The sequence below is a fragment of the Trichococcus sp. genome (assembly GCF_055118575.1).
This window is the reverse complement of record NZ_JBSQPW010000010.1, coordinates 40,464-66,257: the sequence shown is the minus strand read 5'-3', so window position 1 is coordinate 66,257 and position 25,794 is coordinate 40,464. Positions and strand designations below refer to the sequence as shown.

The 25,794-nt window shown below is 49.1% G+C and carries 24 protein-coding genes and 1 other annotated feature; of the genes, 2 read left to right on the top strand and 22 right to left on the bottom strand.

All coding sequences use genetic code 11. From position 1 onward, the window contains the following. Positions 1-236: 236 nt before the first annotated feature. The 14 genes from msrA to ACTCCX_RS04165 form a co-directional block, all read right to left on the bottom strand. Positions 237-770 carry a peptide-methionine (S)-S-oxide reductase MsrA gene (gene msrA, locus ACTCCX_RS04230; protein WP_463274895.1) on the bottom strand — a complete coding sequence of 178 codons (534 nt, stop codon included), beginning with the start codon at positions 768-770 and terminating at the stop codon, positions 237-239. 83 nt (positions 771-853) lie between these two features. Further along, positions 854-2,155 carry a serine--tRNA ligase gene (gene serS / locus ACTCCX_RS04225; RefSeq protein WP_463274894.1) on the bottom strand — a complete coding sequence of 434 codons (1,302 nt, stop codon included), beginning with the start codon at positions 2,153-2,155 and terminating at the stop codon, positions 854-856. Positions 2,156-2,207: 52 nt separating this feature from the next. Then, positions 2,208-2,440 (bottom strand) — a binding site (T-box leader). A gap of 98 nt (positions 2,441-2,538) precedes the next feature. After that, a complete protein-coding gene (locus tag ACTCCX_RS04220; RefSeq protein WP_463274893.1) occupies positions 2,539-3,882 on the bottom strand; it encodes a serine hydrolase in 1,344 nt (447 codons plus the stop codon). A 116-nt stretch (positions 3,883-3,998) separates the two neighbouring features. Further along, positions 3,999-5,138, bottom strand: coding sequence for a sensor histidine kinase (locus ACTCCX_RS04215; RefSeq protein ID WP_463274892.1), 1,140 nt, complete (start codon positions 5,136-5,138; stop codon positions 3,999-4,001). Positions 5,139-5,172: 34 nt separating this feature from the next. Continuing rightward, positions 5,173-5,865, bottom strand: coding sequence for a response regulator transcription factor (locus tag ACTCCX_RS04210; RefSeq protein WP_463274891.1), 693 nt, complete (start codon positions 5,863-5,865; stop codon positions 5,173-5,175). 176 nt (positions 5,866-6,041) lie between these two features. Continuing rightward, positions 6,042-7,526, bottom strand: coding sequence for an IMP dehydrogenase (guaB, locus tag ACTCCX_RS04205; protein ID WP_463274890.1), 1,485 nt, complete (start codon positions 7,524-7,526; stop codon positions 6,042-6,044). A gap of 272 nt (positions 7,527-7,798) precedes the next feature. Next, positions 7,799-8,485, bottom strand: a complete 687-nt coding sequence (locus ACTCCX_RS04200) for a DUF1129 domain-containing protein (RefSeq protein ID WP_463274889.1) — start codon at positions 8,483-8,485, stop codon at positions 7,799-7,801. Between the two features lie 88 nt (positions 8,486-8,573). After that, positions 8,574-9,674, bottom strand: coding sequence for a redox-regulated ATPase YchF (gene ychF, locus ACTCCX_RS04195; protein WP_463274888.1), 1,101 nt, complete (start codon positions 9,672-9,674; stop codon positions 8,574-8,576). A 50-nt stretch (positions 9,675-9,724) separates the two neighbouring features. Then, positions 9,725-9,931, bottom strand: a complete 207-nt coding sequence (locus ACTCCX_RS04190) for a DUF951 domain-containing protein (protein ID WP_463274887.1) — start codon at positions 9,929-9,931, stop codon at positions 9,725-9,727. 37 nt (positions 9,932-9,968) lie between these two features. Next, complete coding sequence (locus ACTCCX_RS04185) at positions 9,969-10,862, bottom strand: ParB/RepB/Spo0J family partition protein (RefSeq protein WP_463274886.1); 894 nt, start codon at positions 10,860-10,862, stop codon at positions 9,969-9,971. After that, positions 10,852-11,616: a ParA family protein gene (locus ACTCCX_RS04180; protein WP_463274885.1), complete on the bottom strand. Its 765-nt coding sequence runs from the start codon at positions 11,614-11,616 to the stop codon at positions 10,852-10,854. Before ACTCCX_RS04180 ends, ACTCCX_RS04185 begins: the two co-directional genes overlap by 11 nt. 178 nt (positions 11,617-11,794) lie before the next feature. Then, complete coding sequence (gene tnpB, locus ACTCCX_RS04175) at positions 11,795-13,003, bottom strand: IS200/IS605 family element RNA-guided endonuclease TnpB (protein WP_463274884.1); 1,209 nt, start codon at positions 13,001-13,003, stop codon at positions 11,795-11,797. Between the two features lie 354 nt (positions 13,004-13,357). Beyond that, the gene (rsmG, locus tag ACTCCX_RS04170; protein WP_463274883.1) at positions 13,358-14,074 is read right to left on the bottom strand and encodes a 16S rRNA (guanine(527)-N(7))-methyltransferase RsmG; all 717 of its coding nucleotides are present in this window, start codon (positions 14,072-14,074) and stop codon (positions 13,358-13,360) included. Between the two features lie 131 nt (positions 14,075-14,205). Continuing rightward, entirely contained in the window at positions 14,206-14,868 is a 663-nt protein-coding gene (locus ACTCCX_RS04165; protein ID WP_463274882.1) for an HAD family hydrolase, read from the bottom strand. A 348-nt stretch (positions 14,869-15,216) separates the two neighbouring features. Here ACTCCX_RS04165 and ACTCCX_RS04160 point away from each other — a divergent pair, with 348 nt between their 5' ends. After that, on the top strand, positions 15,217-15,573 hold the full coding sequence (locus ACTCCX_RS04160; RefSeq protein WP_463274881.1) for a GIY-YIG nuclease family protein: 357 nt from the start codon (positions 15,217-15,219) through the stop codon (positions 15,571-15,573). 264 nt (positions 15,574-15,837) lie between these two features. Here the strand turns inward: ACTCCX_RS04160 and thiD are convergent, their stop codons facing one another. The 6 genes from thiD to ACTCCX_RS04130 form a co-directional block, all read right to left on the bottom strand. After that, positions 15,838-16,620 (bottom strand): bifunctional hydroxymethylpyrimidine kinase/phosphomethylpyrimidine kinase, encoded by a 783-nt coding sequence (thiD, locus tag ACTCCX_RS04155; protein ID WP_463274880.1) that lies wholly within the window; start codon positions 16,618-16,620, stop codon positions 15,838-15,840. A 7-nt stretch (positions 16,621-16,627) separates the two neighbouring features. Further along, the gene (locus ACTCCX_RS04150; protein ID WP_463274879.1) at positions 16,628-17,269 is read right to left on the bottom strand and encodes an HAD family hydrolase; all 642 of its coding nucleotides are present in this window, start codon (positions 17,267-17,269) and stop codon (positions 16,628-16,630) included. Further along, positions 17,266-17,907 (bottom strand): thiamine phosphate synthase, encoded by a 642-nt coding sequence (gene thiE, locus ACTCCX_RS04145; protein WP_463274878.1) that lies wholly within the window; start codon positions 17,905-17,907, stop codon positions 17,266-17,268. The genes ACTCCX_RS04150 and thiE overlap by 4 nt, the downstream gene beginning before the upstream one ends. Next, a complete protein-coding gene (thiM, locus tag ACTCCX_RS04140) occupies positions 17,894-18,718 on the bottom strand; it encodes a hydroxyethylthiazole kinase (RefSeq protein ID WP_463274877.1) in 825 nt (274 codons plus the stop codon). Before thiM ends, thiE begins: the two co-directional genes overlap by 14 nt. A 244-nt stretch (positions 18,719-18,962) precedes the next feature. Then, complete coding sequence (locus ACTCCX_RS04135; protein ID WP_463274876.1) at positions 18,963-20,510, bottom strand: prolyl oligopeptidase family serine peptidase; 1,548 nt, start codon at positions 20,508-20,510, stop codon at positions 18,963-18,965. Between the two features lie 181 nt (positions 20,511-20,691). Then, the gene (locus ACTCCX_RS04130; RefSeq protein ID WP_463274875.1) at positions 20,692-21,540 is read right to left on the bottom strand and encodes an AraC family transcriptional regulator; all 849 of its coding nucleotides are present in this window, start codon (positions 21,538-21,540) and stop codon (positions 20,692-20,694) included. 211 nt (positions 21,541-21,751) lie between these two features. Here ACTCCX_RS04130 and ACTCCX_RS04125 point away from each other — a divergent pair, with 211 nt between their 5' ends. Next, the gene (locus ACTCCX_RS04125) at positions 21,752-22,174 is read left to right on the top strand and encodes a hypothetical protein (protein ID WP_463274874.1); all 423 of its coding nucleotides are present in this window, start codon (positions 21,752-21,754) and stop codon (positions 22,172-22,174) included. Positions 22,175-22,227: 53 nt separating this feature from the next. On the opposite strand, the gene mnmG is transcribed toward ACTCCX_RS04125, so the two are convergent. After that, the gene (gene mnmG / locus ACTCCX_RS04120) at positions 22,228-24,123 is read right to left on the bottom strand and encodes a tRNA uridine-5-carboxymethylaminomethyl(34) synthesis enzyme MnmG (protein ID WP_463274873.1); all 1,896 of its coding nucleotides are present in this window, start codon (positions 24,121-24,123) and stop codon (positions 22,228-22,230) included. A 166-nt stretch (positions 24,124-24,289) separates the two neighbouring features. Next, positions 24,290-25,681 carry a tRNA uridine-5-carboxymethylaminomethyl(34) synthesis GTPase MnmE gene (gene mnmE, locus ACTCCX_RS04115; protein WP_463274872.1) on the bottom strand — a complete coding sequence of 464 codons (1,392 nt, stop codon included), beginning with the start codon at positions 25,679-25,681 and terminating at the stop codon, positions 24,290-24,292. Positions 25,682-25,794: the final 113 nt, after the last annotated feature.

Here is a 25,794-nt window from a genome sequence, read left to right as displayed (position 1 = left end):
AGTATGTCTTGGCTCGCAGAGACAAGAGGTTCCTTTTTCCTTTTCCGAAGGGCTTACCCGTGAAGCTGGCCATCAAATTTGATGGCATGAAACATTTTGCAAACGTGTGAAACACCTGCGGTGAAGCACTTTTCATTCCGAAAAATTTTATACTTTCTTAGTATACAAAAAAGAAAGCCCATCCCAAAGTCATTTCTTCGGAATGAACCTTCTTAAATTTTGGATTCGAAAATTGTCTACTTTTTCCAATGCGATTCGATATACGAATCCCTGCCTGAATGGGAACGATACCCATGATAATGCGCACTGCTTTTTTTGTAGAAGTCCTGATGATATTCTTCCGCGGGATAAAACGGTTGTGCCGGTTCGATGGAAGTCACGATTGGTTTAGAGAATTTCCCGCTGTCCTGCAAGGCTTGCTTCGATGCTTCCGCTATCTCTTTTTGTTCCGGGGTATGATAAAAAATAACCGGACGATACGAGGTACCGCGATCTACGAATTGGCCCATAGCATCAGTGGGATCTGTCTGCTGCCAGTATACCTCCACCAAATCTTTGTATGGGAACAATGCTGGATCAAAGGTGATTTGAACAGCTTCCGTATGACCGGTTGTCCCGGAACATACGTCTTCATAAGTCGGATTTTCTGTATGTCCGCCCGTGTAACCGGAAACGACTGATTCGATTCCCGGAAGACTATCGAACGGCTTGACCATACACCAAAAACATCCCCCGGCAAAAGTAGCTTTTTCCAATTTTGATTCTGTCACTTTCATCATTCCTTTCGTGTGCATTTTCGTCTGAAATGATTGTAACATATGCCCAAGAACTTACGTGCATGTCTTGCTTGCGATCAGCGTTTGTTGCTTGCGTTCTCTTTGGTTATTTTTGTGACGCCGCCCATGTATGGCACAAGTACATCCGGGATAGTGACGGAACCGTCTTCGTTTTGATAGTTCTCTAATATGGCAGTCACAGTACGGCCGACAGCCAGTCCGGAGCCGTTCAAGGTGTGCACAAATTCCAGTTTTCCGGTTTCTTCGTTGCGGTAACGGATTTTCGCGCGGCGGGCCTGGAATGCTTCTGTGTTTGAACAAGAACTGATTTCCCGGTAGGTATTTTGAGCAGGTATCCAGACTTCAATATCGTAAGTTTTGGCTGCCGAGAAGCCCATGTCTCCCGTGCATAACGTGATGGTGCGGTGCGGCAGGTTCAAACCTCGCAGTACGGCTTCAGCATCATCCGTCATTTTATCCAATTCTTCATAGGAAGTTTCCGGTTTGCTGAATTTCACCATCTCCACTTTATGGAATTGGTGCATACGGATCAAACCTCTTGTGTCGCGTCCTGCACTTCCGGCTTCGGAACGGAAAGATGGGCTCATTGCCGTGAAATAGACAGGCAGATCCGCTTCATTCATGATTTCATCTCGGTAATAGTTCGTCAAAGGAACTTCAGCTGTCGGAATCAGCGTGAAATTGCGTTCGTCCGTCAACTGGAAAACATCCTCTTTGAATTTAGGGAATTGTCCCGTACCGAACAAGGAAGCTTCATTCGCCATATAAGGAGGAATCATTTCCGTGTAGCCATGCTCTTCAGTATGCAGGTCCAACATATAGTTGTAGCAAGCGCGTTCCAGTCGTGCACCCAGGCCTTTATAGAAGACGAAACGGCTGCCGGTCACTTTAGCGCCGCGTTCGAAGTCCAAGATATCCAATGCTTCGGCGATGTCATAATGGGCTTTCGGCTCGAAATCGAACGCGCGCGGCGTCCCCCATCTTCTTACTTCCACGTTGTCCTCTTCATCCGCACCAACAGGAACGGAGGCATGCGGCAAGTTAGGCAACCTTGTGGCGATGAAAGTCGTCTTCTCTTCGATTGCATTCAGTTCTTCATCCAAGGCTTTGATTTTGTCGCCGACCTCTTTCATTTCGGCGATCTTGTCATCCGCATTTTCTTTGTTGCGTTTCAATTGTGCGATTTCCTGGGAAACACCATTTCGGTATTGTTTCATGTTTTCTGTTTCAACGAGTTTCTCCCGGCGTTGCGCATCCAATTCTTTGAATGTAGCCAACTCCTCCGTTTTCACTCCGCGTCCAGCCAACTTTTCCGCTGTAACATCAAATTCATCCCTCAATAATTTTACATCCAACATATTCTTTCCTCCTCATTATCTGTACAAAAATAGCCACTCCATCCCTAGAACAATCTGGGACGAAATGGCTTTAACGTTCGCGGTACCACCCAACTTCAGCCCGATCCAAACAGGACGGACTGCGCTTCATTGCGTTAACGGACGGATCCGGAACAATTTAGTCAATTTCTTGTTTTCATCGTTCGCTTCATGTGCGGATTCAACAGGTGAAGGGTCAGTTCTCACCGAACCACTGACTCTCTGGGGCGCTTCACATCATCTACTGGTCACATGCATGGCTTTCTCTATTCAATTAGTCTAAACTTCGATACCCTCATTTTACTGAACAAAACCTGTGCTGTCAATAAAGTGGCTGGCCCAGATTAGCCTGCAGTTATTCAGGATCAGTCAAAAAAACCTCCGACAAAATCAGCTATTGATTGCCAAGCTTTTTCGAACAAGCCTCCGACAACGCGGCCGCCGCGCACAAAGATATTGGCTTTTTCGACGCTGCTTGCCACTGCGACTTTGACATCCTCTGAAGTCGTTCCATCCAGATAACCCAACTCGTCGCCTTCGACCGTCACTGCCACAGTTCCGACTTCAGTTCCTTTTTCGATCGGCGCTTCAATCTCGCCATCTTCATTCAGACTCTCTTCAGCCGGTGTGAAAACAGTTGCGAGCGCCAGCTCTTCGACGCCTTTTTCCGTAACAGTCACAAGGTCTTCATTGTAGACTAGTCCGACTTCTGTTTGCTTACCTTTGGCTACAGAAATCGCATCTTGCGTGGAAACAGCATCGCCTTTCGCCGCTACTGTCGTCTTCTCGAAAGTCGAAAAGGCATAGTCCATCAAACGTCCGGTTTCCGAAAAGCGTTTGGTGCCCTCATCAGCGCCGATGACAACAGTGATGATGCGCATTTCATCCTGAATAGCAGTCCCAGTAAAGGATGCACCGGACTCCAACGTTGTGCCGGTCTTCAGGCCATCAACACCTTCACGGTAATAGAACATGCCCGGCAACATCAAGTTGTAGCTGTGCATCATGATTTCATCGGAAGTCCCTGCTTTGAAAGCCATCTCCGGAACGGATGTCGTTTCCAGAACTTCAGGATAATCATCGATCAGATGATCCGCAACCATGGCTACTCCGCGCGCTGTCATTTTGTTGTATGCATCAGCGGAAGCGCCTGGATAAAGATGCTCTTCCGGCATATCGCTGTTCGATAAGCCTGTCGCATTGTAGAGCTCGTAATTTTCTACGCCCCACTCATCCAATTGGTCCTTCATCAGATCGACGAATTTCGCTTCCGATCCAGCCAGAGCTTCCGCCAAAGCGATTGTTGAGCCGTTTGCGGAATAGATCAATGCGGATTGGTACAGTTCTTCAACAGAATAGGTGATGTCCTGGCGCAAAGGTACATTGGAGAAATTATAGTTCTGACTGACTTCATAGACGTAATCACTAATAGTGATCTGCTTGTCCCAAGTCAACTTGCCTTCCTCGATGGCTTCCAGTATCAAATAGATGCTCAACATTTTTGTCATTGAGGCGATACCCAGCGGTTCTTCCCCATTTTGATTCACAAGCACTTTATCGGTTTCGTCTTCTATAACGAAGGCGGCTTTCGCATCGACAGAAGGTTGTTCAGAAGCCAAGGCAACCGGTGCAGCAAACAGGCTGTTCACCAATACAGAGGCAGCCGAAATTGTTCCCATGATCATTTTTTTGTTTTTTATAGTCATCATTGTCTGTAGTTATCTCCAATCAGTCATTTCGTTCGGTTCATATACCCTTCTATGTTAGCGGAAATACTGCAAAAAGACAACCAAAAAAAGGAACGCATACAGAAAGTGTACGTTCCTTATTCCTTGATGGCAGAGGTCTGTTTCAAAGGGAGATGCAGCACGAATTTAGTTTCTTCCTCATCCGATTCCGCATAGATATACCCGCCATGCAGCGTGACGATACTTTGGGCGATCGCTAACCCAAGCCCTGTCCCGCCCGTCTCCTTCGAACGGGAATTCTCCACCCGGTAGAAGCGCCCGAACAACTCCTGCAGCGATTCTTCCGGGATGCGCTCCCCATTATTTTTCACGGCAACAATCACCTCGGAACCGATCTTTTCGGCTTCGATATGGACCCACGTGCCGCCATGCGCGTACTTCAGAGCATTGGAAATCAGATTATTGAAGACGCGGGCCATTTTATCGACATCCATTTCGATCATCAACGGATTCGTCTTCATGATTACCTCAATCTCCATATGACGCTTGCGCGACTCCAGTTCGTAATCTGCGACGATCTGCTCCAAAAAATTCCCTATGTTGATTGTCTTCAACAGGAGCGGTGTCGTAGGTTGACGCACTTTCGTGTATTCGAAAAGGTCATCAACAAGCACCTTCATCTGCAGGGCCTTTGTGTAAGCGATATGGATGTAACGCAAGGCATCTTCTTCACTGTTGAATTGCTTGTCCTCTATCAATCCCAGGTAGCCGATGATGGAAGTCAAAGGGGTGCGGATGTCATGGCTGACGTTCGTGATCAGTTCATCCTTGGATTGTTCGATTTTCCGTTCCTCTTCCATGGCTTGGACGGTACTTTCCACCAGCGTGTTGATGCTGTCCACAACGTCAACATAGCTGCCGGCATTGTTCGCGTCGATCCGATGATCGAAGTGCCCGGCTGCGATATAATGCAGCTCATCCAGGATATGCGTCAACTGCATCTGCTTGTATCTCCTGACCAAACGCCACCCAGTGAAGATGGCCGCAAAAATCGCCGCTATCCATTGGAAAACATCATCGTAGATGGTCAAAAATGCGTCAACCACCATCACGAATCGCCGCAAGGAAGGGATTTGCCTCAAAATCGCTGGCGGAGCCGCAACCAACCGGGTGAACATCAGCTCCATGCCGATGTAGAGCAGATAGACGATAGCCAGCGTCAATGCTCCTTCAAAAACAAGTTCACTCAGTTCCTTTTTCTTCAACTTGTTAAACAAACCTGGACCTCCCGACTCAACTGACTTTTTCAGTCTATTCCCCGATCTTATAGCCTACACCCCACACTGTCTGGATGACTTTTTCGCCGCCTGTAGCTTCTTCAATCTTATCGCGAAGATGGCTCACATGCACCATCACGGTTTTGGCCGATACGATGCTCTCCTGCTGCCAAACGCGCTCAAAAATTTCGTCGGCGCTGAAGACGCGGTTCGGATGGCTCGCCAATAGATGCAGGATACCGAACTCCAACGCAGTCAATTGGATACTCTTTCCGTTCAGTGTCTTCACTTCATGGGAATCTTTTTTGATGATCAGCGGGCCGATTTCGATCGCGTCCACCTCTGTGGCATCCGCCTGCATGGTAGTCCGACGCAATAGCGACTTGATGCGGGCCATTACTTCGAGCGGGTTGAACGGCTTGGACACATAGTCGTCCGCTCCGGTTGTCAACCCTTGGATTTTATCCATGTCCGTGGATTTTGCGCTCAGCATCAAGATCGGGATCGGATTGTTCTGCTCCCGCAGCTCCCGCACTACCGAGATGCCGTCTTTCTTCGGCATCATTACATCCAAAATGATCAACTGGACGTCCGCATTTTCCTCCAGCTGCCGGAAGGCATCTACGCCGTCATAGGCTTTGATCGGATCGTACCCTTCATTTTTGCAATAGATGCTCAATAAATCAACAATTTCCCTGTCATCATCGACGATCAACACTTTATTCATATAGGACAACCCTTTCCTCAAAATGCATATTTGCTCTCATCGTACCAAAATGTTTTAAATTTTTGCTTAAGGAACCCTAAAGAAATTCCGCTTTAATTATATCAGAAAGCCTCGCTGAACCGTGAACAGAAAAATGCCCGGAACAAGTGTCCCGGACATTTTGATTTCTTGCGTGTTTATCTATGGATGGAGTAGTTGGGTGCTTCTTTTGTGATTTGGATGTCATGCGGATGGGATTCGATCAATCCGGCACCGGACATCTTGATGAATTGTGCATTGTCGCGAAGCTCTTGCAGATTGCCGGCCCCTACATAGCCCATACCGGAACGGACACCACCGAGCAGTTGGAAGATGATGTCGCTGGCTGCGCCTTTATAGGCCACGCGACCCTCGATGCCTTCCGGAACCATTTTCTTCGCTTCATTTACGCCGCCTTGGAAGTAGCGGTCGCTTGAACCTTTTTCCATCGCTGCCAGACTGCCCATACCACGGTAAGTCTTGAAACGACGACCTTGGAAGATTTCGAATTCGCCCGGAGACTCATCAGTACCTGCCAACATGCTGCCCAGCATGACTGCGTGTCCACCGGCAGCCATCGCTTTGACGATGTCTCCCGAATACTTGATTCCGCCGTCAGCGATGATCGCTTTGCCGTATTCTCTTGCCACGCTTGCAGCATCATAGATAGCTGTGATCTGCGGAACCCCGACACCGGCTACAACACGTGTCGTACAGATGGAGCCCGGTCCGATTCCGACTTTGACTACGTCTACCCCGACGTCAAACAGCGCGCGGGTTCCTTCTGCAGTCGCTACGTTACCGGCGATCAAAGTTGCCTCCGGGAATTTGTCGCGGATTTCTTTGATTTTACGGATAACGCCGGCGCTGTGGCCATGCGCTGTGTCGATGACGATTGCATCTGCGCCGGCATCCAACAATGCCTGCGCGCGTTCGAATGTATCACTGGTTACACCTACTGCTGCCGCAACGATCAAACGGCCGTGTGCATCTTTTGCGGAGTTGGGAAACTCGATTACTTTTTCAATATCCTTGATCGTGATCAAGCCAGCCAGACGGCCGCTCTCATCTACTAAAGGCAATTTTTCGATTTTGTATTTTTGCAGGATCGATTCCGCATCCTTCAACGAAGTCCCTACAGGAGCGGTAACCAAATGTTCTTTGGTCATGACATCGCCGATCGGAACTTGGTAATCTGCAATGAAGCGCAAATCGCGGTTCGTCAAAATACCTACCAACTTGCGGTCCTCCATATCATTGACAACAGGCACACCGCTGATGCGGTATTTGCTCATCAAATTCTCTGCTTCGGCAACCAAGTGATCAGGAGTCAAGAAGAATGGGTCGATGATGACACCACTTTCGGAACGTTTTACTTTGTGCACTTCTTCAGCCTGCGCTTCGATGGTCATGTTTTTGTGGATGACGCCCAAGCCGCCTTGGCGAGCCATAGCGATTGCCATTGCCGCATCGGTTACTGTGTCCATACTTGCGCTTATGATAGGAATATTCAAGTGTAAATTCTTTGCTAAATCAATCGATAAATCCACATCGTTAGGTAATACATGGCTTTCGGCCGGGACTAATAATACATCATCAAAAGTAAAACCTTCTCTAGCGAATTTTGTTTCCCAATTTGACATTTTCGATGAACACTCCTTTTTATTTGTGCTGATTTTTATCATCTAAAATACCACCACCAACAACCTACGTCAAGCGCAAACCTTCGTTTATCATACAATTCTCATATAGAAGCGCTTTTTCTCGAATGCTGTTGAATGGTAACAGTTATAACGTTCGGAATTTGCGCGTGCATTTGCATCCAAGGATTCATTTGCAGATTTTTTCTGCCAATATACGAAAATAGCCGAGATACAAATTTTTATTTGCATCTCGGCCTTCACCAATGGATGGCCTACAAAATGCCACCCACGATATGATATTTTTTCTTCAGATATACTTTTGCAGCAAAACCTATAGCCGCAATCGCGATATATACCCACGCAGACAAAGCGATATTCACGCTTACCGGAATAAGCATCATTGACGCCGTCATGATGAGCATCCACAGCAACATGGCTGCCGTCGTCGCAAAAATATATTTCCCGAAGCCTTTTTCACCTTTTGGCGCATCCGGATTCGGTGTGTACTTGGAGATGATGAGCATAGCAATGCCGCCTACGATAAAGTTCATTATCAGGGTGATCAGACCCATTCCAGCGACGTCTTCTCCACTGTTGGTCAGCAAAGAGATTCCTGAAATCAGCGCAAAAAGAGATCCAAGCAATAAGCCGCCATCCACGGCGATCAGCCAATCCGCGGAACGCGTTTTCACTTCCGCATCTGCCGGGTTGACCAGGATGTTCGCTGCGCATTCCGAGACTGTGCCGTACAATTGACGCGCGGTTTTGCCGGTTTTTTGGGCGTCTACCAATTCTTTCATCATCTTATTGTAGATTTCCTCTCTGCGCTCCTCTTCCAGGTTTGCAGCTCTCAAGGTTCTGTCGAGTCCAAGCATGTATTGTTCATTTCTTTTCGTCAAAGTATGCCATAATGCTTGGTTTTCGACCTTTGTTTGTTTGATGTTGTTCGTTTCTTCCAATGGTAGATCCTCCCCTGATTACATGCGGTGTCCTTATAGTCGAGTTCTGAACCCCTAAATCTGAAATGCCAAGGGATTCATCACACTCTTATACATTAAATCGGAATTCCATTACGTCGCCGTCTTGGACTACGTAGTCTTTTCCTTCTAGTCTGACTTTTCCTGCTTCTTTGGCGGCTTGCATGCTGCCGTAGGCCAACAGGTCAGCGTAGGAAACCGTTTCGGCGCGGATGAAGCCGCGTTCGAAGTCGGAATGGATGATACCGGCTGTCTGTGGTGCTTTCATACCTAATTTGAATGTCCAGGCACGGACTTCTTTTTCGCCTGCCGTGAAATATGTTCCCAAGCCAAGCAAAGTGTAAGCTTTACGGATCAGTTGATCCAATCCGGATTCTTTGATGCCCAACTCCGCCAGGAATTCAGCCTTTTCTTCATCATCCAGTTCCGCCACTTCTTCTTCGATGCGGGCACAGACGGTGACAACTTCTGCGCCTTCTGTCGCCGCAAACTCACGGACAGCTTGGACCATTTCATTGTCTCCGCCGGCAATCACATCCTCTTCGGAAATGTTTGCGACATAAAGAACCGGTTTGGTCGTCAACAGGAACAGGCTTTTCACTAACGGTTCTTCTTCTGGCGTGAATTCGATTGTGCGAGCGGATTTGCCTTCTTCCAAGGTCTTTTTGATTTTATCAAGAATCTCCAGTTCACGGACAGCATCCTTGTCTTTTGTGCGGGCAATTTTGCTGATGCGTGTATAGCGTTTCTCGATGGACTCCAAGTCCGCAAAAATCAGTTCCAGGTTGATGGTTTCGACATCATCCAACGGATCCACTTTACCGCTGACGTGGGTGATGTTATCGTCTTCGAAACAACGGACAACATGACAGATGGCATCCACTTGACGGATGTTGGCTAAGAATTTGTTTCCCAGACCTTCCCCTTTGCTGGCGCCTTTTACGATTCCGGCGATATCCGTGAACTCAAAAGTTGTCGGGACGGTCTTTTTGGGTTTCACCAATTCTGTTAATTTATTCAAACGTTCATCGGGAACTTCGACGACTCCGACATTCGGGTCGATCGTCGCGAATGGGTAGTTTGCGGCTTCCACTCCCGCTTTGGTGATGGCGTTGAACAAAGTGGATTTACCGACGTTCGGCAATCCTACGATTCCTGCTGTTAATGACATTTCTTCACACTCTTTCCACTTATATTGCTTTTATTTGTTCATTCAAAGACCTATTCGACAGTTTCTTCTGCCTTAGCCAGTACTTTTTTCATTTTTTTCTCGAATTCGCGGCGCGGCATCATGACCATCTGCCCGCATTTTAGGCATTTGATCCGGATGTCCATACCCATTCGGATGATTTCCCATGAGTTGTTTTTGCAGGGATGCGGTTTTTTCATTTCGACCACATCATGCAATCCATAATCTTGTTGTACCAAGGCTAGATGCACCTCTTTCTGATCTCTTCGTCTGTTTTTAATCGTCCAGGGAAATTTCCAGGATATCCAAAATCCGGGTCAGGTCGGCTGGTGAAAGGTATTCGATCTCGATTTTGCCTTTTTCGCCCTTGCTGGATATCTGCACGGATGTTCCGAATTTGTCCATCAAACGTTCTTCACTTTCTTTGATGTATACCGGTTTCGTTTCTTTTTTCTTCTTGGTTTTCTTTTTGGCGACATCTCCAGGATTGTTCAGTTGTTGGACCAGCAATTCCAGATGTCGGACCGTGATGCCCTCTTCAGCAGCGCGTTTCGCCAATTCGCTGATCAGCGATTCATCGTTCAACCCCAAAAGCGTACGGGCTTGTCCCATCGAGATCAATCCATCCTGCAACATCAACTTGACGTCCTGCGGCAGATTCAACAGGCGCAGGTGGTTGGCGATGTACGGACGGCTCTTGCCTAACCGTTGGGCTACGTCCACTTGCGTAAGATTCAGCTTGTTCATCAAGGTTTGGTAGCCTTCCGCTTCTTCCAGCGGTGTCAGATCTTCCCGTTGCAGATTTTCCAGAATGGCGACTTCGATCATGGCCGTTTCATCGAATTCCCGGACGATGGCAGGGATGGTTGTTTTGCCGGCCAAACGGGAAGCGCGCACGCGGCGTTCGCCTGCAATGATTTCATAGCCTTTCACGCTGGATTGGCGCAGGATGACCGGCTGGATGACGCCGTTCAGCATGATCGAGTCCGCCAATTCGCGCAAAGTCGAGTCATCGAAGGTTTTCCGCGGCTGATAAGGATTGGGGCGGATTTCGTCTAAGGGGATCTCCTGCACCTTTTCTGTTTTTTCATCGATCTTCTCGATGTCTTCAAAGTTGCTGAAGAGCGCATCGATACCGCGTCCTAGCCCTTTGCTGTTCTTATTCGCCATCTGCTAACACTTCCTTTGCCAACTCAAGATAAACTTCCGCTCCTTTTGAACGGATATCATAGTCAACGATCGATTGTCCGTAACTTGGCGCTTCGGATAAACGGACATTTCGCGGAATGATTGTCTTGTATACTTTTTCTTTGAAATACTTTTTGACCTCATCAACGACTTCGAATCCGAGGTTCGTCCGAGCATCCAGCATCGTCAATAATACCCCTTCCAATTTCAGGTCCTTATTGAAATGCTTTTGGACCAGGCGGAAAGTATTCAACAGTTGACTTAACCCTTCCAAAGCATAGTACTCGCACTGGACCGGAATCAGAACCGAATCGCTGGCGGTGAAGGCATTGATCGTCAAATGACCCAGCGACGGCGGGCAATCGATAAAAATGAAGTCATATTCATCGCGCAAAGACTGCACTGCCTCATAAAGGCGCGCTTCACGATGCGGCTGGTTCGTCAATTCGATTTCAGCCCCTGCCAATTGGATGGTTGCAGGCACGACCCATAAATTTTCCCGCGAGGATTCTCTGATGACGTTCGCGATGGGTTCCTGATTCACTAATACATCATATATATCTTTTTCAACATCTGCTTTTGAAATGCCAAGTCCGCTTGTGGCGTTCCCCTGGGCATCACTATCTATCAATAAAACTTTTTTGCCCAAATAGGCCAAAGAAGCTGCCAAATTGACGGTGGTCGTCGTTTTTCCGACGCCGCCTTTCTGATTTGCGACTGCAATAATTCGTGCCATCTATTCTCCTCCACTTTCTGTCGTTCATTTGAAGCTGCTCTGACGCCGTTCCACTTTTTTGCCTAAAAAAAGAGAAAAAACGATGCCTGCGCCTTTTCTCCTACGCATTTCTTCAAAATGAATCATCATTTATCGCTCAGTATGTCTATTTTTGAACTACTCCCACCTACGCATTCGCTTAGATGTGGGAGATTCCTACGAACACCGGAGTATCCCCCGGTTCATTGAGTAGGCTAGCCCCGCAGCTTCCTGCGGTTAGAAGTCTCAAGGCTTCATTCTTGATATTGATGCTTGCGTTCAGATCCCGGTCGTGGTGGGCGTGGCACTTCGGACACTCCCATTCCCGGACCGCGAGATTCTTCACGTCTTTGTTTTGGTATCCGCAGCAGGAACAGAGTTGGCTGGACGGAAAATTCCGCGCAACGGCGACGACTTGTTTGCCGTACCATTTTGCTTTGTATTCCAGCATCATCCGAAACTGCGCCCATGATGCTTCCGATATCCCTTTGGAAAGCTTCTTGTTTTTCAGCATGCCGGACACATGCAGATCTTCGATGCCGATGATGTCGTGGTTTTTGACGATCTCTGTCGATATTTTCTGTAGATAATCGGTTCTGGCATTGCGGATCTGTTCGTGGCTTCGGGCGACCTTGACGCGCTGCTTTTGGTAGTTTTTTGATTCGGCGAGTTTACGTCCGTCCCTTTTTGCTTGCCTTGACCTCCTGGAAAGGATTTTTTGTTCCTTTGCGAGCTTCTGTTCCAGTTTGCGGAGAAAGCGAGGGTTCTCATGGACGGTATTGTCTGAAACGACGGCAAAATCTTTCAACCCGACATCGACACCGCAAGCGGAACCCGATTTCGGCAGTTCCTGAACAGCGGTTTCGACCAAGAGGGAAATGAAATATTTCCCGGACGGATTGCGCCTGATGGTGGCGTTCAGGATCCTGCCTGCCACTTCTTTGGATTTGGCAAACGGGAGCCAGCCCAATTTGGGCAGTTTCAGTTTGTTCCCCTCGATGGCGATGTTGCCGTTCGTCTGTTTGGTTGTGTAGGATTGGACGGGGTTGCTTTTGGTCTTGAAGCGCGGCGCACGGTTCTGCTTCTTGAAAAAACGATCGAAAGAAGCGCTCAGATTCCGCAACGCGGACTGCAGCGCGATGCTGTCGACTTCCTGCAGCCAAAGCGTTTCCGTTTCCTTTTTGAGCAACGTCAACTGGGCGGAACAAGCACAGTAATTCAGTCCTGATCCCGTATCCTCAAAGGTTTTATTCCATTCTGACAGGAAATGGTTGAACACGAAACGGGAGCAGCCGATGGTCTTCCCGATCAGGATGCGTTGTTGTTGATTGGGGTAGATCCGGAACTTGTAGGCTTTGTGGATCATCATTGTCATTCACCTCCTTACGATACCTATTGCACAAGAATATACATTCGTAGTCGGATGGGAGGGGTCTTCGTTAACAACAGAAATTTTTCGAAAAAATTAGGCTGACGCCTACCGACATTCTTCTTCCGCCTACTCGTTGGGCTGCGCACGGTTCACTCCTTGAGGCGGGAGGCTTCTGTCGGAAAATGATAAAAAAGGCTATAACTTTACCAGACTATTGTAACAAAAAAGTTTGGAAAAATATAGGATACGATGAAACCCGTGCCAGAAATTCGCCCCACTGCCGTCCGGGAAATGCAAAGCAACCCGATCAGCTGGCTTTTGGCGGCTGATCGGGCTGCTTCCATCCGGAATCTACAGAGGATTCTTATTCGGTGTCCCGGCTTTCCGCGGGTAAGTCTTTGGCGTTTCTTTGGTTTTTTTGATTTTCACGATATGGCGTTCGCCCGCACCGTTCGGCAGTTCAAAAAAGATATCCTCCTCGAGTTTGCCGCCCAAAGTTGCGATGGCGCGCTCCGCATCGTGCAGTTCCTCTTCCGTGCTGGCAGCTTTCATGGCGACGAAAGTTCCGCCTTTTTTAGCCAAGGGAAGGCACAATTCGCTCAGGACACTCAGGCGCGCAACCGCACGCGCAGTCACGACATCGAATTGGCCGCGGAATTGCTTGTTCTGGCCGAAGGTTTCCGCACGGTCATGGAAGCAGGAGACGCCCGTCAAACCCAATTCGGAAACCAACGTATCCAGGAAAGTGATGCGTTTGTTCAGCGAGTCCACAATCGTAACCTGCAATTTCGGGAAAGCGATCTTGAGCGGGATGCTCGGGAAACCGGCGCCGGCACCGACATCGCAAAGCGTGACTTCCGCTTCGGTGAAGTCCATATGGAAGCCCAGCGAAATGGAGTCATAAAAATGCTTCAGGTAGACTTCATCCGGCTCAGTGATGGCCGTCAGGTTGATTTTTTCGTTCCACTCGCGCAACAGACGCAAATAAGTTGCGTATTGTTCAAGTTGCGTTTCATTCAAAAGGATGCCTTTTTCGGCAAGGGCTTGGGTAAATTGTTCTGGATTCATAGTGTTTCCTTTCATCTTTGGCTACGTCTGTTTTTCTACCTCTCTACTTTATCCTGAAAGAGCGCTGTGTACAAGGGATAAATCAATATTAGAGCCGCCGTCCGGAAAAGGACAGCGGCTCTTCTTGTATATTAAGCATCAAGCAGACTTGTGATGATGATTTCCAATTCCACGAATGAATTGGCGATGCGATCCGGATTTTCCGCGCGTAAGGTTTGGGCGGAACTGCCGCCCCAAGTGATGCCGACTGTTTTTACACCTGCCATTTTTCCCATCTGCATATCATAGATAGTATCACCGATCATGACGGTCTCTTCTTTCGCCATCGGGATTTTCTCCCAAGCGGTGAAGATGCCTTCCGGATTCGGTTTGTGCTGGTTCATGTTGTCCAATCCGATGACCACTTCCATCAGGTCCAACAGATCCACTGCAGCAAGACTGCGCAACAAAGCTTTTGTTGCTTTGTTGGAAATAACGCCGAGATGGTGTCCGTTCCCTTTCAGTTCCAGCAAGGATTCCCGCGACAGATCGTATGGTTCCAGCAACATATTTTCATATTTTTCGTATTTGTCCCAAAAAACTTCCATCAACTTATCAATCTGGACCGGGGAAAGCGCCTGCTTCTTCAGATAACCGGTAAACTTCACAAAATGGGGCTTTCCTCTATCTGCTCGCAGTTGTTCAGGAGTTGGGGTGGGATAGCTGAAATGTTCAAATGTATCCATTGTAGCCATTTCGCTTATTTTGCATGTTTCCGCCAAGGTACCGTCAAAATCGAATAATAGTAATCCCATCTTCCATCTTCCCTTCGATCGCAAATATGAACCGTTGCGGACACCAGCGCCGTAGCGTGTTGTTCCGCAAGAACCCAAAATTCCGAATGTTCACTTTAAACAAAATTATAACAAATAAAAACAACAGAATAATGAGGGTTTATTTAGAATTTGGAAAGAATTCATTCGTTTTCATCATATTTAAACTCGTATTCCCGAACATTAAGAGATAGTGCATTTATAAACGTACTGAATTTAATCGTGCAGTATCACTCCATTGCCTCGTTGTTCTTTGGATTGACTCAATTGACGGAATATCAATATTTGCGTATTATTCTGAGTAAATCAAGAAAGAAGGTTGATAGCAAAATGGCAGAGAAAAAAGAACTGCGTCGTCAATTTGAAGAGGTGCCGATCGAAGCCGGCATCTACGAAGTACAGAACATGGAGAACAAAAAAATCTTCATCGGTAAAACCCCTAACCTGAAGACTTTGAACGGCATGAAACATATTTTGAATATGGGCGCAAACAACAATAAGGAACTCCAAGCCGATTGGAAACACTTCGGGCCGGAAGCCTTCACTTTCACTGTTCTGGAAGTGCTGGAAAAGAGCGAAGATCCTTCCTTCAACGAGAAGAAGGCTTTGGAACAACTGGAGGAAAAATGGCTGAATGACAAACAACCTTTCGGGGAACACGGCTACAACCGCAGAACTAAAGCCTAAGGCCGGGTTAGCTTTCCAATGCACAGAAGCTCCGAACTCCGGCGAGCGAAGGCGTCGCCGAAGTTCGGAATGCATTACGAGTGCGATCTCCGATGAGCTTGGCTTCTTCGGAGATTGGGCCGAGAGTTACCGGTGTTCTCCGGTAGCGGATCCTTCACCGGAGCTGAGCCATATTTCCGTCGTACTCCTCCGTCCAGCGTGTACACAAAACTAAAAAAAGGGCCGGTCTCAGACTATCTAGTAGAGACCGGCTTTTCTTATTTTTCAGTTGATCCGGTAAGCATGGTTGAGCGGGCCGCTGCCTTTGCCCAGATCCAGTCCGTCGCGGAGCGCGCCGGTGATGTAGGCTTTAGCCCTACGGATGCTCTCTTCCATTCCGTGGCCTAAAGCCAGATTTGCTGCGATGGCTGAGGATAGCGTACAGCCGGTACCGTGCGTATTCGGGTTTTCGATCCGTTCCGATTCGAACCAGCTGCTTTTTCCGTCCATAAAGAGCAGATCGTCGGCGCGGTCCTCAAGATGGCCGCCTTTCAGGAGCACAGCGGTGCCCGCTGCCGAAGCGATGCGCTCTGCCGCTGTCAGCATGTCTGTTTTCGTCTTGATTTTGATGCCACTCAGCACTTCGCCTTCCGGCACATTGGGGGTGATCACGTCAGCCAGCGGCAGCAACAATGTCCGAAGGGCTTGGCTGGCATCGTCCTGCATCAGGCTGCTGCCGCTGGTTGCCACCATAACCGGGTCCACGACGATATTTTCTGCCTTGTATTCGGCCAGCTTCTCCGCGATGACTTTGATGATGGCCGTATTCGATACCATGCCGATTTTCACCGCATCGGGGCGGATATCCTGAAAGACGCAATCCAGCTGCTGCGCCACAAACTCGGGCGTCACCTCCATGATGCCGGCAACGCCTGTGGTATTCTGGGCCGTCAATGCCGTAATTACACTCATCCCATAAACTTTGTGCGCCATCATCGTCTTCAGGTCCGCTTGGATGCCCGCTCCGCCACTGCTGTCCGAACCGGCTATCGTCAATACTGTTTTCATTTTTTTATCATCCTTTCCAATCCGAAAATGAGTAGATGAACCGCTCCGTCAGCGCTTCGATGCGCTCTCTGTCCTTTTCCGCGGTCTCATCATGGACGCCGACTACCCGGAATCCCGCTGCCGTTGCCGTTTCGATGGCGTGCAAGGCATCCTCAAAAATGACGGTATTCACGAGAGGGGCTCCAAGTTGTGCAGCAGCCCGCTGGTAAATGAGCGGACTGTTTTTGCCTACCCCTACCTCGCTGTTGGTCAGGACCGTGCTGAAATACTTGTGGATGTCCAACCGTTCCAAAGCACTCTCGGCCAAACGCCTTTCGGTCGCAGTGGCGATGCCCATGCTCACATTCTGATCCTGCAATTGCTGCAGGTATTCCGCTGCGCCAGCTTTAAGCGGGACTTCATAGCGGTAAAAATCAGCGATGATTGTTTCAATTTCCCCAATAATCGTCTCTTCGGTTTCGCACAATCCATAGGCGGCTTGGAAATGTCGGGCGGCCTGTTGTAGGCTCAGCGTCTTCAATACATCCTGCAGGCCCGGAGCCGGCTGCAACTTTTTCTGAAGCAAATATTTTTCTCCCAACCTTTGCCAAATCGGCATGGAATCCAACAGCGTCCCGTCCAGATCGAAGATGGCCGCTTCCATTCTCATGATTGGACCACCTCTTCCACCAGCGGGCGCAACCGTCTCACGGCTGCTGTGATGTCCGGCTGCGCAAAGATCGCCGATACGACAGCAACCCCATCGACGCCGCTGCCTTTCAGGTCAAGGATATTCCCTTCAGCAATGCCTCCGATACCCACAACCGGTATGCTGACCGCGCGGCAGATCTGCTGCACCGTTTGGATCGACAGCGCGTTCGCATCCGGTTTCGTCGCTGTCCCGTAGATGGCCCCGACACCCAGATAATCGGCCCCATTCCGTTCCGCTGCCAACGCCTCTTCGACGGAATGGGCAGAAACACCCAATATTTTTCCCTCGCCAATCCGGCTGCGGACATCTCCGGCTTGCATATCGCTCTGTCCGACATGCACACCGTCCGCATCCAACGCCAAAGCCACATCTACTGCATCATTGATGATGAAGGGAATGCGATGGCGCCTGGCCACGGTCTGCAGTTCCTTGCCTAAGGAGACAAAGGCATCGAAATCCAGCGCCTTCTCGCGCAGTTGCACGACAGTGACGCCCGCCTGGATAGCTTCTTCCAGCTGTTCGGCCAAGGATGCTTCCCCCAGCCATTGCCTATCAGTCACTGCATAAAGCAGCAAATCATTCTTATCTACTCTCAATTTTGGCGCCCCTTTCCAGTGCTTCGGCCGACATGTTGCTGATTGCATCGATGATGTAGCTGCGGTAGGATGACGTCCCTGCGTCATTGCTCAGCATCCTTTCGAAAGCCAATTCGCCGCTGACTCCCATCAGGCATATCGCTGCTGCGGTGGTGTCCAGCAGCTGCTCCGGGTTAGCTGCGCAATAGGCTGCAATCAATGCCGACAGCATGCAGCCGGTCCCGGACACCTTCGCCATCTGCGGATGTCCGTTGCGGATGATGTAGGCTCTGTCGCGGTCCGCGACGATATCAATTGCGCCGGTGATCGCGACGATCGCATCATTGCGGTCGGCCAAGCGTTTGGCAAAGGCGACCGTGGCCTCGAGCGTCTCTTCCGTCACGGCATCACTGATGTCGGCATCGACGCCTTTCGTCGTGCCGCTTCCGGAATGGATCGTTTTCATTTCGGAAATGTTGCCTTTGATCACGGTAAAGGAAATTTCCTCCAGCAAACGGAACGTGGCCTCAGTCCTGAAAGGGGATGCCCCGGCACCGACCGGATCCAGAACGACGGGATGGGAAAGCGCATTGGCTTGGCGCCCAGCCAGCAGCATGGATTCCACAGCTCGACTGTTCAGCGTGCCTATATTCAGGTTCAATGCTGCGCAAATCGAGGTGATTTCGGAAACTTCCTCGGGGGCATCAGCCATGATCGGGGACCCTCCGGCTGCCAGGAGGACATTGGCGACATCATTGACGGTAACATAATTGGTGATGCAGTGAACCAGCGGCGTCTGTTGCTGGACGTTTTCGAATAGCGTTTTGAACATGGGATACCTCCAGATAGTTTGTTTCAATCGACAAAAAAAGCGGGAAATGTCCAAAATAGGCATTTCCCGCTGAATAGAATCATTCAATGTTATTTCCCTACGTTGGCATTATCCAAATCAGGTAATCGGTCGAAGTTGATTACTTCCTCTCAGCCTGCTGACACAAGCTCCCTTTTTCGTATACAGTTATGCATCCATCTTAGCATATGCATCTCCCTGACTCAAGGATGATGATTGCTGTTTTTTATTTCGATTGATCGTTCAGCCACTCGAAAATGTTGGCATAAGTGGTTTCGCCGACTGTTGCTGCAGCCGTTCCGCCACCGCTCGCGTTGCTTGGCTCGAAGCCGAACGTTTCAGCGTCAGTAGATGCAGCGATTGCCGCTTTGTCCTGCACACCTGTCACCTGGTTGTTGAAGAGATAAATCCAGGAGAAGTGGCCCATGTAAGTCGTACCGGGGCTGTCCGTTCCTTCAACCGTTTCGAAGTAGGAAACCCAAGTATTTTCCGCTCCAGCCTGGACAAGTGCCTGGTAAGTAGGCAGCAGGTAGTTCGCAGGGACGACAACCGGATCATCGGCTGATTGGACAAGCCAAATCGGCAGGTCCTTGATTGCCTGGATTTTTTCCTCTGTGAACCACACTTGTTCCGTCTTCACAAACGCGGAAGTCCCGGTAGCCTCATCATCCGTTTTCACATAGGTGCCGTCACTCTTGCGCTCGTATTCGTAATAAGCGTACGCTTCGCAGATTGGATAAGCGGCGGCAAAATAATCAGGGTATTGGATGACCATATTCATGGTCATGTAGCCGCCGTTCGAGCAACCGCCCAGATAGATCCGGTCGGTATCGACATCCGGATGTGCCGCGACATAATCGTTGATGGTATCCATCAAAATTTTCGTGTAGCGGGAGATGCCGCTGCCGTTGCCATTCGTGCCGTCCCCTTCATCCATCCAATAGGTTGGTGCTTGGACTGCCAAAACATACGCACCTGTCACATCATCCGTTGTAAAATAAGACTGAATTTCCTCTTTGGCTAAGGCCGATACTTCATTCCCAAGGATTGCGATATCCGGATCGGTGCCGCCTTCTCCTTGCCCATGCAACCAAATGACCAGCGGATTTGCTTCCCCTTCGGCAAGGGACTCCGGTTCATAGGCGGCCGTCGAAAGTGTCATTTCCTCTTCCTGGTCCGTCAACGGATTCATGTAAGTGCCGCTGAAAGTCCCTCTGGCATTGAACAGATCGGTATCCGGCGAGATGCGGTTATTTATGGCATCTTCCGTGATGCTCAAGGAGTAGTTCTCATCCTCAATCGTGATGGAAGGCGCTGCGATTGCGACCTCATAAGTGGTGGACCATTCATTCATCGATGTCGTCGTATTGTAGGTGAACGGAGAGCCAATCACGCTGAAAGTCGCATCGTTGAAGCCCGTCTCCATATCTACTGCGATGAAATTCGAGTTTTCCTGCGGGTTCCCGTTCGCATCGGATGTGTAGACATCCGTCACCGTGCGTTCCGCTCCAGCCGTCATAACCTGCCAGCCGCTCGGGTCAACACTGTCTACCGCATCCTCCAGCTCGATGATGAGCTTCGGTACACCAGGCCCGCCTTCATAGCCTTTCACATAGATGCTGGTCTTCACGACGCCAGCGTATGCCTCCGCCTGGTGCATGCTTTCTTGTTGGGCTGAATCCTGTTGATCCACCGATTCATTGGCGCCACAGCTGGCAAGCAAGCCGGCCGCTAGTCCTAAAGTAAAAATAGTTTCCCATGTCTTACGTCCCATTCCCTATTCCCTCCGTATCCCTTTTGTCCATCCAGACAGGCGGATCACCCGCCCATTCTAAAACGGTTTCACTATTTCGGAAATCAGCCACAACCGAAAAATGGGTAGCGCTTTCCCTAATTGCTATTTTAGGCAATTTCCGGCAGAAAAAGGGGCGATTTGTGCCATCATTATGGGCAAATTATGCCTTATTCTCATCCCGATAACGTTTCGGCGTCATGCCGTATTTGTGTTTGAAGGCCGACGAAAAGGATTTTTGATTGGGGAAACCGCAGGCGTCCACGATATAGCGGATATTTTTATCCGTGAACATCAGCAGTTTCACGGCTTTATTCAAGCGCTGTTCGACAATGTGATTGTGGATGGTGCTGCCAGTTTCCTTTTTGAACAATCGGCACAGATGCGTGTAGGAGAGATGGAAAGACGCCGCCAATTTATCGAGAGCCAGATCCTTGTCCAGATTCCCATCGATGTATTCGGTTATCGCGGCAATCAACGGCAATGACACAACGCCTCTTTTATTATCCGTTTTCGGGACAGAAAAGTGCGCATCGAGAAGATAGAGGATTTGATAGATGAGCCCTTTCAGCAAAAGCCTCTTCTTTTCGGCCCCTTCACTTTCCATCACGACAAAGTACCGGTCCAGCAAACCCCGCAATTCATCCAACTTCTCCTTTTGCAGATCCGTAAAGGCGATCCGGTTCGTCAAAAGGAAGCTTTTTTTGTCATAGTCCGGTATCTCGGCTTTGATGAAGTCATAAGGGAAAATGAGCGACAAAGCTTTCGTATGATTGTGATCATCCCAGATGGAGTGGACCGCATTCGAATTGATGACAAGGATGTCACCAGTGTTCGTTTCGTGGACGGTGCCATCGATCGTGAACGCGCTGATTTTCCCCGACATCGTGTAGCTGATTTCCAAAGATTTGTGCCAATGAGCCAGGACGCCGGAATCCTTCCGTTCGTTGTGGAAAATGTAGAACACCGGAAGTTCCCGATCCGGTTCGATTATTTCATGATGGTAACGCATCCGCTGCCCCTCCCTCCTATCTTTCCTTGTTCAGGTCACGTTCCATTATACTATATTTTTTATTGGCCCATTTGCAATCCAATTTAATCCAATTTAATCCCTCCTCATCAGACACTGCTGAAGCTGGTTAAGAAATCCACTTAATATCAGGTTGCTGAACATGTTGTGATATAGTAAACATATATCATTAGAAGTAAGGGGCTGATTGGAAATGAATTTTTTTAAAAATAACGTAGTTTCCTTAATGTATGTATTTTTGTTGAGCACTCTATTAATGCCTTGGATTCTGGTTCCAGATCCAGTAACGTTAACCGTTCTGCCTGTAACAGGTTTTCGCTTCCTTTCGGATAATTTTCTGATGCTGATATTTGTGTTTTTAATTATCTTTACCTATGTTTTTTCACTCAAATCTAAAGGTCTGAACATCCTGATTTTGTTAGAAATGGAACTCATCTTTCTGGCAGCACTTTTGTTGGCGCCTGCTGTTTACCAAGGATCGGCATTTTTTTCAGGAGTGCAATATGGGTATCTTTTAATGTTAATCATTTTGATCACTCTTGCTTTATACAACTACCTATCCCTTACAAAACAGATTCCCAAAAGGGAGAATAGTCAGTCGACTCTATTGGATTAAAGCACAAAAAGAAGCAGAATGCCTGTTACTATAGGCGCTCTGCTTCTTTGAATTTATTCTGCGATTTTGGCGATCTTTCCTTGGGTCACGTAGACCATCAATACGGAAATGTCGGCTGGATTGACGCCGCTGATCCGGCTTGCCTGGGCGATCGTTTCCGGTTGGATCTTCTTCAGATTCTGTTTGGCTTCATTCGCGATTCCGTTGATGGCATCGTAATCGATGTTCGCAGGAATGCGTTTTTCTTCCATCTTCTTCAGCTTGTCCACTTTTTCGACAGCTTTCTTGATGTAGCCGGCATATTTGATCTGCACTTCCACTTGCTTGATGACCTCTTTCGGCAAAGCTGCTTCAAGCGGAGCAAAAGCGATCAGACCTTCATACTTCAGTTCCGGACGCTTCAGCAGGTCGGCGAACAAAATGCCGTCCTTCAGCGGAGCGGAGTTTTCTTCCGCAAGGAAAGCCTGCAGTTCTTCGGTCGGTTTCAGGCGCGTGCTTTCGAGGCGGGCGATTTCCTTTTCGACAGCCTGTTTTTTCGCCAAGTATGTCTCATAGCGCTCTTCCGTCACCAAACCGATTTCTCGGCTCATTTCGGTCAAGCGGAAGTCGGCATTGTCATGGCGAAGCAACAGACGGTACTCGGCACGTGAAGTCAACAGGCGATACGGTTCCATTGTTCCTTTGGTGACCAGATCGTCGATCATGACGCCGATGTAGCCATCGCTGCGTTTCAGGATGAAAGGTTCTTTGCCTTGCACAGCCAGTGCGGCATTGATGCCGGCGATGATACCTTGTCCGGCGGCTTCTTCATAACCGGATGTGCCGTTTGTTTGACCGGCAGTGAATAGGTTCTTCACCAATTTTGTTTCCAAGGAAAGACGCAGTTGATGGGGTTTCACAACATCATATTCGATAGCATAACCCGTACGCATCATTTGCGCATTTTCCATCCCCGGCACGGAACGGATCAGATCAAGCTGAACATCTTCCGGCAAGGAGGTGGATAACCCTTGCACATAGACTTCTTCGTTTTCGCGGCCTTCAGGCTCAAGGAAGAGCTGATGGCGCGGCTTGTCGCTGAAACGGACGATTTTGTCTTCGATCGACGGGCAATAACGCGCCCCTACACCTTCCACGATACCCGTAAACATCGGCGCGCGGTGGAGATTATCGCGGATGATTTCGTGGCTTTCCGGACTCGTATAGGTCAGCCAGCAGGACAGTTGGTCCTTCAGATAGTCTTCATCTTTGGAAAGGAAGCTGAAATGATTTGGCTCAACGTCGCCGGGTTGTTCCTCGGTTTTGGAATAATCGATGCTAGAAGCCATCACCCGCGGCGGCGTTCCGGTCTTGAAGCGCGCCAATTCAAACCCCAGATCAAGCAGATTTTCGGATAACTTGATGGATGGCTGCGAGTTGTTCGGTCCGGATGAGTAGACCAAGTCCCCGATGATGATTTTTCCTCGGGAAGAGGTTCCGGCTGTGATGACAACGGCCCCAGCGCGGTAAACGGCGCCAGTATGCGTCACGACACCCTTGACTTGGCCGTCTTCTACGATCAATTCCTCCACGATGGCTTGCTTCAATAACAGGTTCTCCTGTTTTTCGATGGTGTGCTTCATATGGTGGGCATAGTCATCCTTATCCGCTTGGGCGCGCAATGCTTGCACGGCAGGGCCCTTCCCTGTGTTCAGCATGCGCATTTGGATATATGTTTTATCGATGTTGCGTCCCATTTCGCCGCCCAATGCATCAATTTCCCTTACAACGACCCCTTTTGCGGGTCCGCCGATGGATGGATTACAGGGCATAAAGGCGACCATGTTCAAATCGATCGTAACCAGCATCGTGCTGCATCCCATACGTGCAGCGGCAAGCGCCGCTTCGGATCCGGCATGTCCAGCTCCCACAACAATCACATCAAAACTTCCAGCTTCAAATCTGTTCATTTTTCCATTCCTTTCGTTTGTGCTATCTATTTGTTGTTATTATTTTAGTTGAACTCTGAATCCCAGAAATCTCCGCCTAAGTTGCTAACCACACACGGACAAAAAGCGTCCGCTTTGTGGTTAGCCTCTTAGTGCTCGATTTCTACCCGGGATTCATCGTATCCTGTTATTTTCCTAAGCAAAACTGTGTGAATAATTGGGTGAGGAGTTCGTCCTGGACGCTGTCGCCGGTGATTTCTCCGAGCAGGTCCCAGCAACGGGTGAAATCGATTTGGACGAGGTCAATCGGCATGCCGGATGCGATACCGTTCAGCACTTCATCCAACGAATCCATCGCATCGTTCAGGAGCGCGATATGGCGGACGTTGGATACATAGGTTGCGTCCTTCTCGCCGGTTTCCCCGGAAAAGAACATCTTCGTGATCTGTCTTTCCAGTTGATCCAATCCGCTTTCGCTCAGCATCGAGGTTTCGATGACTCTTTCAGGATCGCTCCAAGGTTCCAGATCAGCTGTCGTCATATTAGCTTCCAGATCCATTTTGTTCATCAGGATGATGCGATTCATGTCCGCTGTATCTTCCAATAATTGCTTGTCCTCTTCCGTCAGCCCTTCATTCTGATTGATCAACAGCAGGATCAGATCCGCTTCAGCTAAAGCTTTGCGGCTGCGCTCGACGCCGATCTTTTCCACGACGTCATCCGTTTCGCGGATGCCGGCCGTGTCGATCAGCTTCAAAGGAACGCCTCTGACGTTCACGTATTCCTCGATCGTATCACGGGTCGTGCCGGCGATGTCAGTCACGATGGCTTTTTCTTCGCGCAACAGGCGGTTCAGCAAACTCGATTTCCCGACGTTCGGGCGGCCGATGATGGCTGTCTGAAGGCCTTCGCGCAGGATCTTGCCTTGCTTGGCGGTATCCAGCAGATGCTGGATATGTCCACGCACTTCAATGGTGCGTTCCTTCAACAGCTTCGTCGTCACTTCTTCGACGTCATCGTATTCCGGATAGTCGATGTTCACTTCGACCTCAGCCAAGGTGTTCAGGATAATCTGGCGGATATCGCGGATCATGCCGGACAATTTGCCGTCCAACTGATGCAGCGCCACATTCATCGCACGATCGGTTTTGGCACGGATCAAGTCCATAACCGCTTCAGCCTGCGAAAGATCGATCCGGCCGTTCAGGAAGGCGCGCTTCGTGAATTCCCCGGGCTCAGCCATGCGGGCGCCGTTCTGGAGAATCGTCTGCAGAATCCGGTTGACGCTCACGACACCGCCGTGGCAGTTGATTTCCACGACATCCTCGCGGGTGAAAGTCTTCGGTCCGTGCATAACGGACACCATGACCTCATCGATCATGTCGCCTGTGCGCGGATCATATAGGTGCCCGTAATTGATGGTGTGCGTGGCGACATCGGCCAAATGCTTCGTCCCGGATCGGTATAAGGCATCGGCTATCTGGATCGCCTGATCTCCACTCAAACGGACAATACCGATGGCCCCTTCTCCAGGCGGCGTCGAAATGGCGGCGATGGTATCAAATTCATTTATAATCATTCATTATCGTCCTTTCTCGGTTGTTTCAGCGTACAAAAAAAGCGCCCACTCCTCCCCTTCGTTCAAGCGGGAGGAAAAGCACTTTGACTGCAGTTCACTATTGGATATTCTTT

Excerpts from the sequence above, each read along its gene's own strand:
- thiM (WP_463274877.1), bottom strand. The coding sequence starts at position 18,718 with ATGTTCAAAACGCTATTCGAAAACGTCCAGCAACAGACGCCGCTGGTT.
- rsmG (WP_463274883.1), bottom strand. The coding sequence starts at position 14,074 with ATGAATCCAGAACAATTTACCCAAGCCCTTGCCGAAAAAGGCATCCTT.
- mnmE (WP_463274872.1), bottom strand. The coding sequence starts at position 25,681 with ATGATTATAAATGAATTTGATACCATCGCCGCCATTTCGACGCCGCCT.
- ACTCCX_RS04125 (WP_463274874.1), top strand. The coding sequence starts at position 21,752 with ATGAATTTTTTTAAAAATAACGTAGTTTCCTTAATGTATGTATTTTTG.
- thiD (WP_463274880.1), bottom strand. The coding sequence starts at position 16,620 with ATGAAAACAGTATTGACGATAGCCGGTTCGGACAGCAGTGGCGGAGCG.
- ACTCCX_RS04185 (WP_463274886.1), bottom strand. The coding sequence starts at position 10,862 with ATGGCGAATAAGAACAGCAAAGGGCTAGGACGCGGTATCGATGCGCTC.
- ACTCCX_RS04165 (WP_463274882.1), bottom strand. The coding sequence starts at position 14,868 with ATGGGATTACTATTATTCGATTTTGACGGTACCTTGGCGGAAACATGC.
- mnmG (WP_463274873.1), bottom strand. The coding sequence starts at position 24,123 with ATGAACAGATTTGAAGCTGGAAGTTTTGATGTGATTGTTGTGGGAGCT.
- ACTCCX_RS04150 (WP_463274879.1), bottom strand. The coding sequence starts at position 17,269 with ATGAGAATGGAAGCGGCCATCTTCGATCTGGACGGGACGCTGTTGGAT.
- ACTCCX_RS04220 (WP_463274893.1), bottom strand. The coding sequence starts at position 3,882 with ATGATGACTATAAAAAACAAAAAAATGATCATGGGAACAATTTCGGCT.
- serS (WP_463274894.1), bottom strand. The coding sequence starts at position 2,155 with ATGTTGGATGTAAAATTATTGAGGGATGAATTTGATGTTACAGCGGAA.
- ACTCCX_RS04160 (WP_463274881.1), top strand. The coding sequence starts at position 15,217 with ATGGCAGAGAAAAAAGAACTGCGTCGTCAATTTGAAGAGGTGCCGATC.
- tnpB (WP_463274884.1), bottom strand. The coding sequence starts at position 13,003 with ATGATGATCCACAAAGCCTACAAGTTCCGGATCTACCCCAATCAACAA.
- ACTCCX_RS04130 (WP_463274875.1), bottom strand. The coding sequence starts at position 21,540 with ATGCGTTACCATCATGAAATAATCGAACCGGATCGGGAACTTCCGGTG.
- ACTCCX_RS04135 (WP_463274876.1), bottom strand. The coding sequence starts at position 20,510 with ATGGGACGTAAGACATGGGAAACTATTTTTACTTTAGGACTAGCGGCC.
- ACTCCX_RS04210 (WP_463274891.1), bottom strand. The coding sequence starts at position 5,865 with ATGAATAAAGTGTTGATCGTCGATGATGACAGGGAAATTGTTGATTTA.
- ychF (WP_463274888.1), bottom strand. The coding sequence starts at position 9,674 with ATGTCATTAACAGCAGGAATCGTAGGATTGCCGAACGTCGGTAAATCC.
- ACTCCX_RS04180 (WP_463274885.1), bottom strand. The coding sequence starts at position 11,616 with ATGGCACGAATTATTGCAGTCGCAAATCAGAAAGGCGGCGTCGGAAAA.
- guaB (WP_463274890.1), bottom strand. The coding sequence starts at position 7,526 with ATGTCAAATTGGGAAACAAAATTCGCTAGAGAAGGTTTTACTTTTGAT.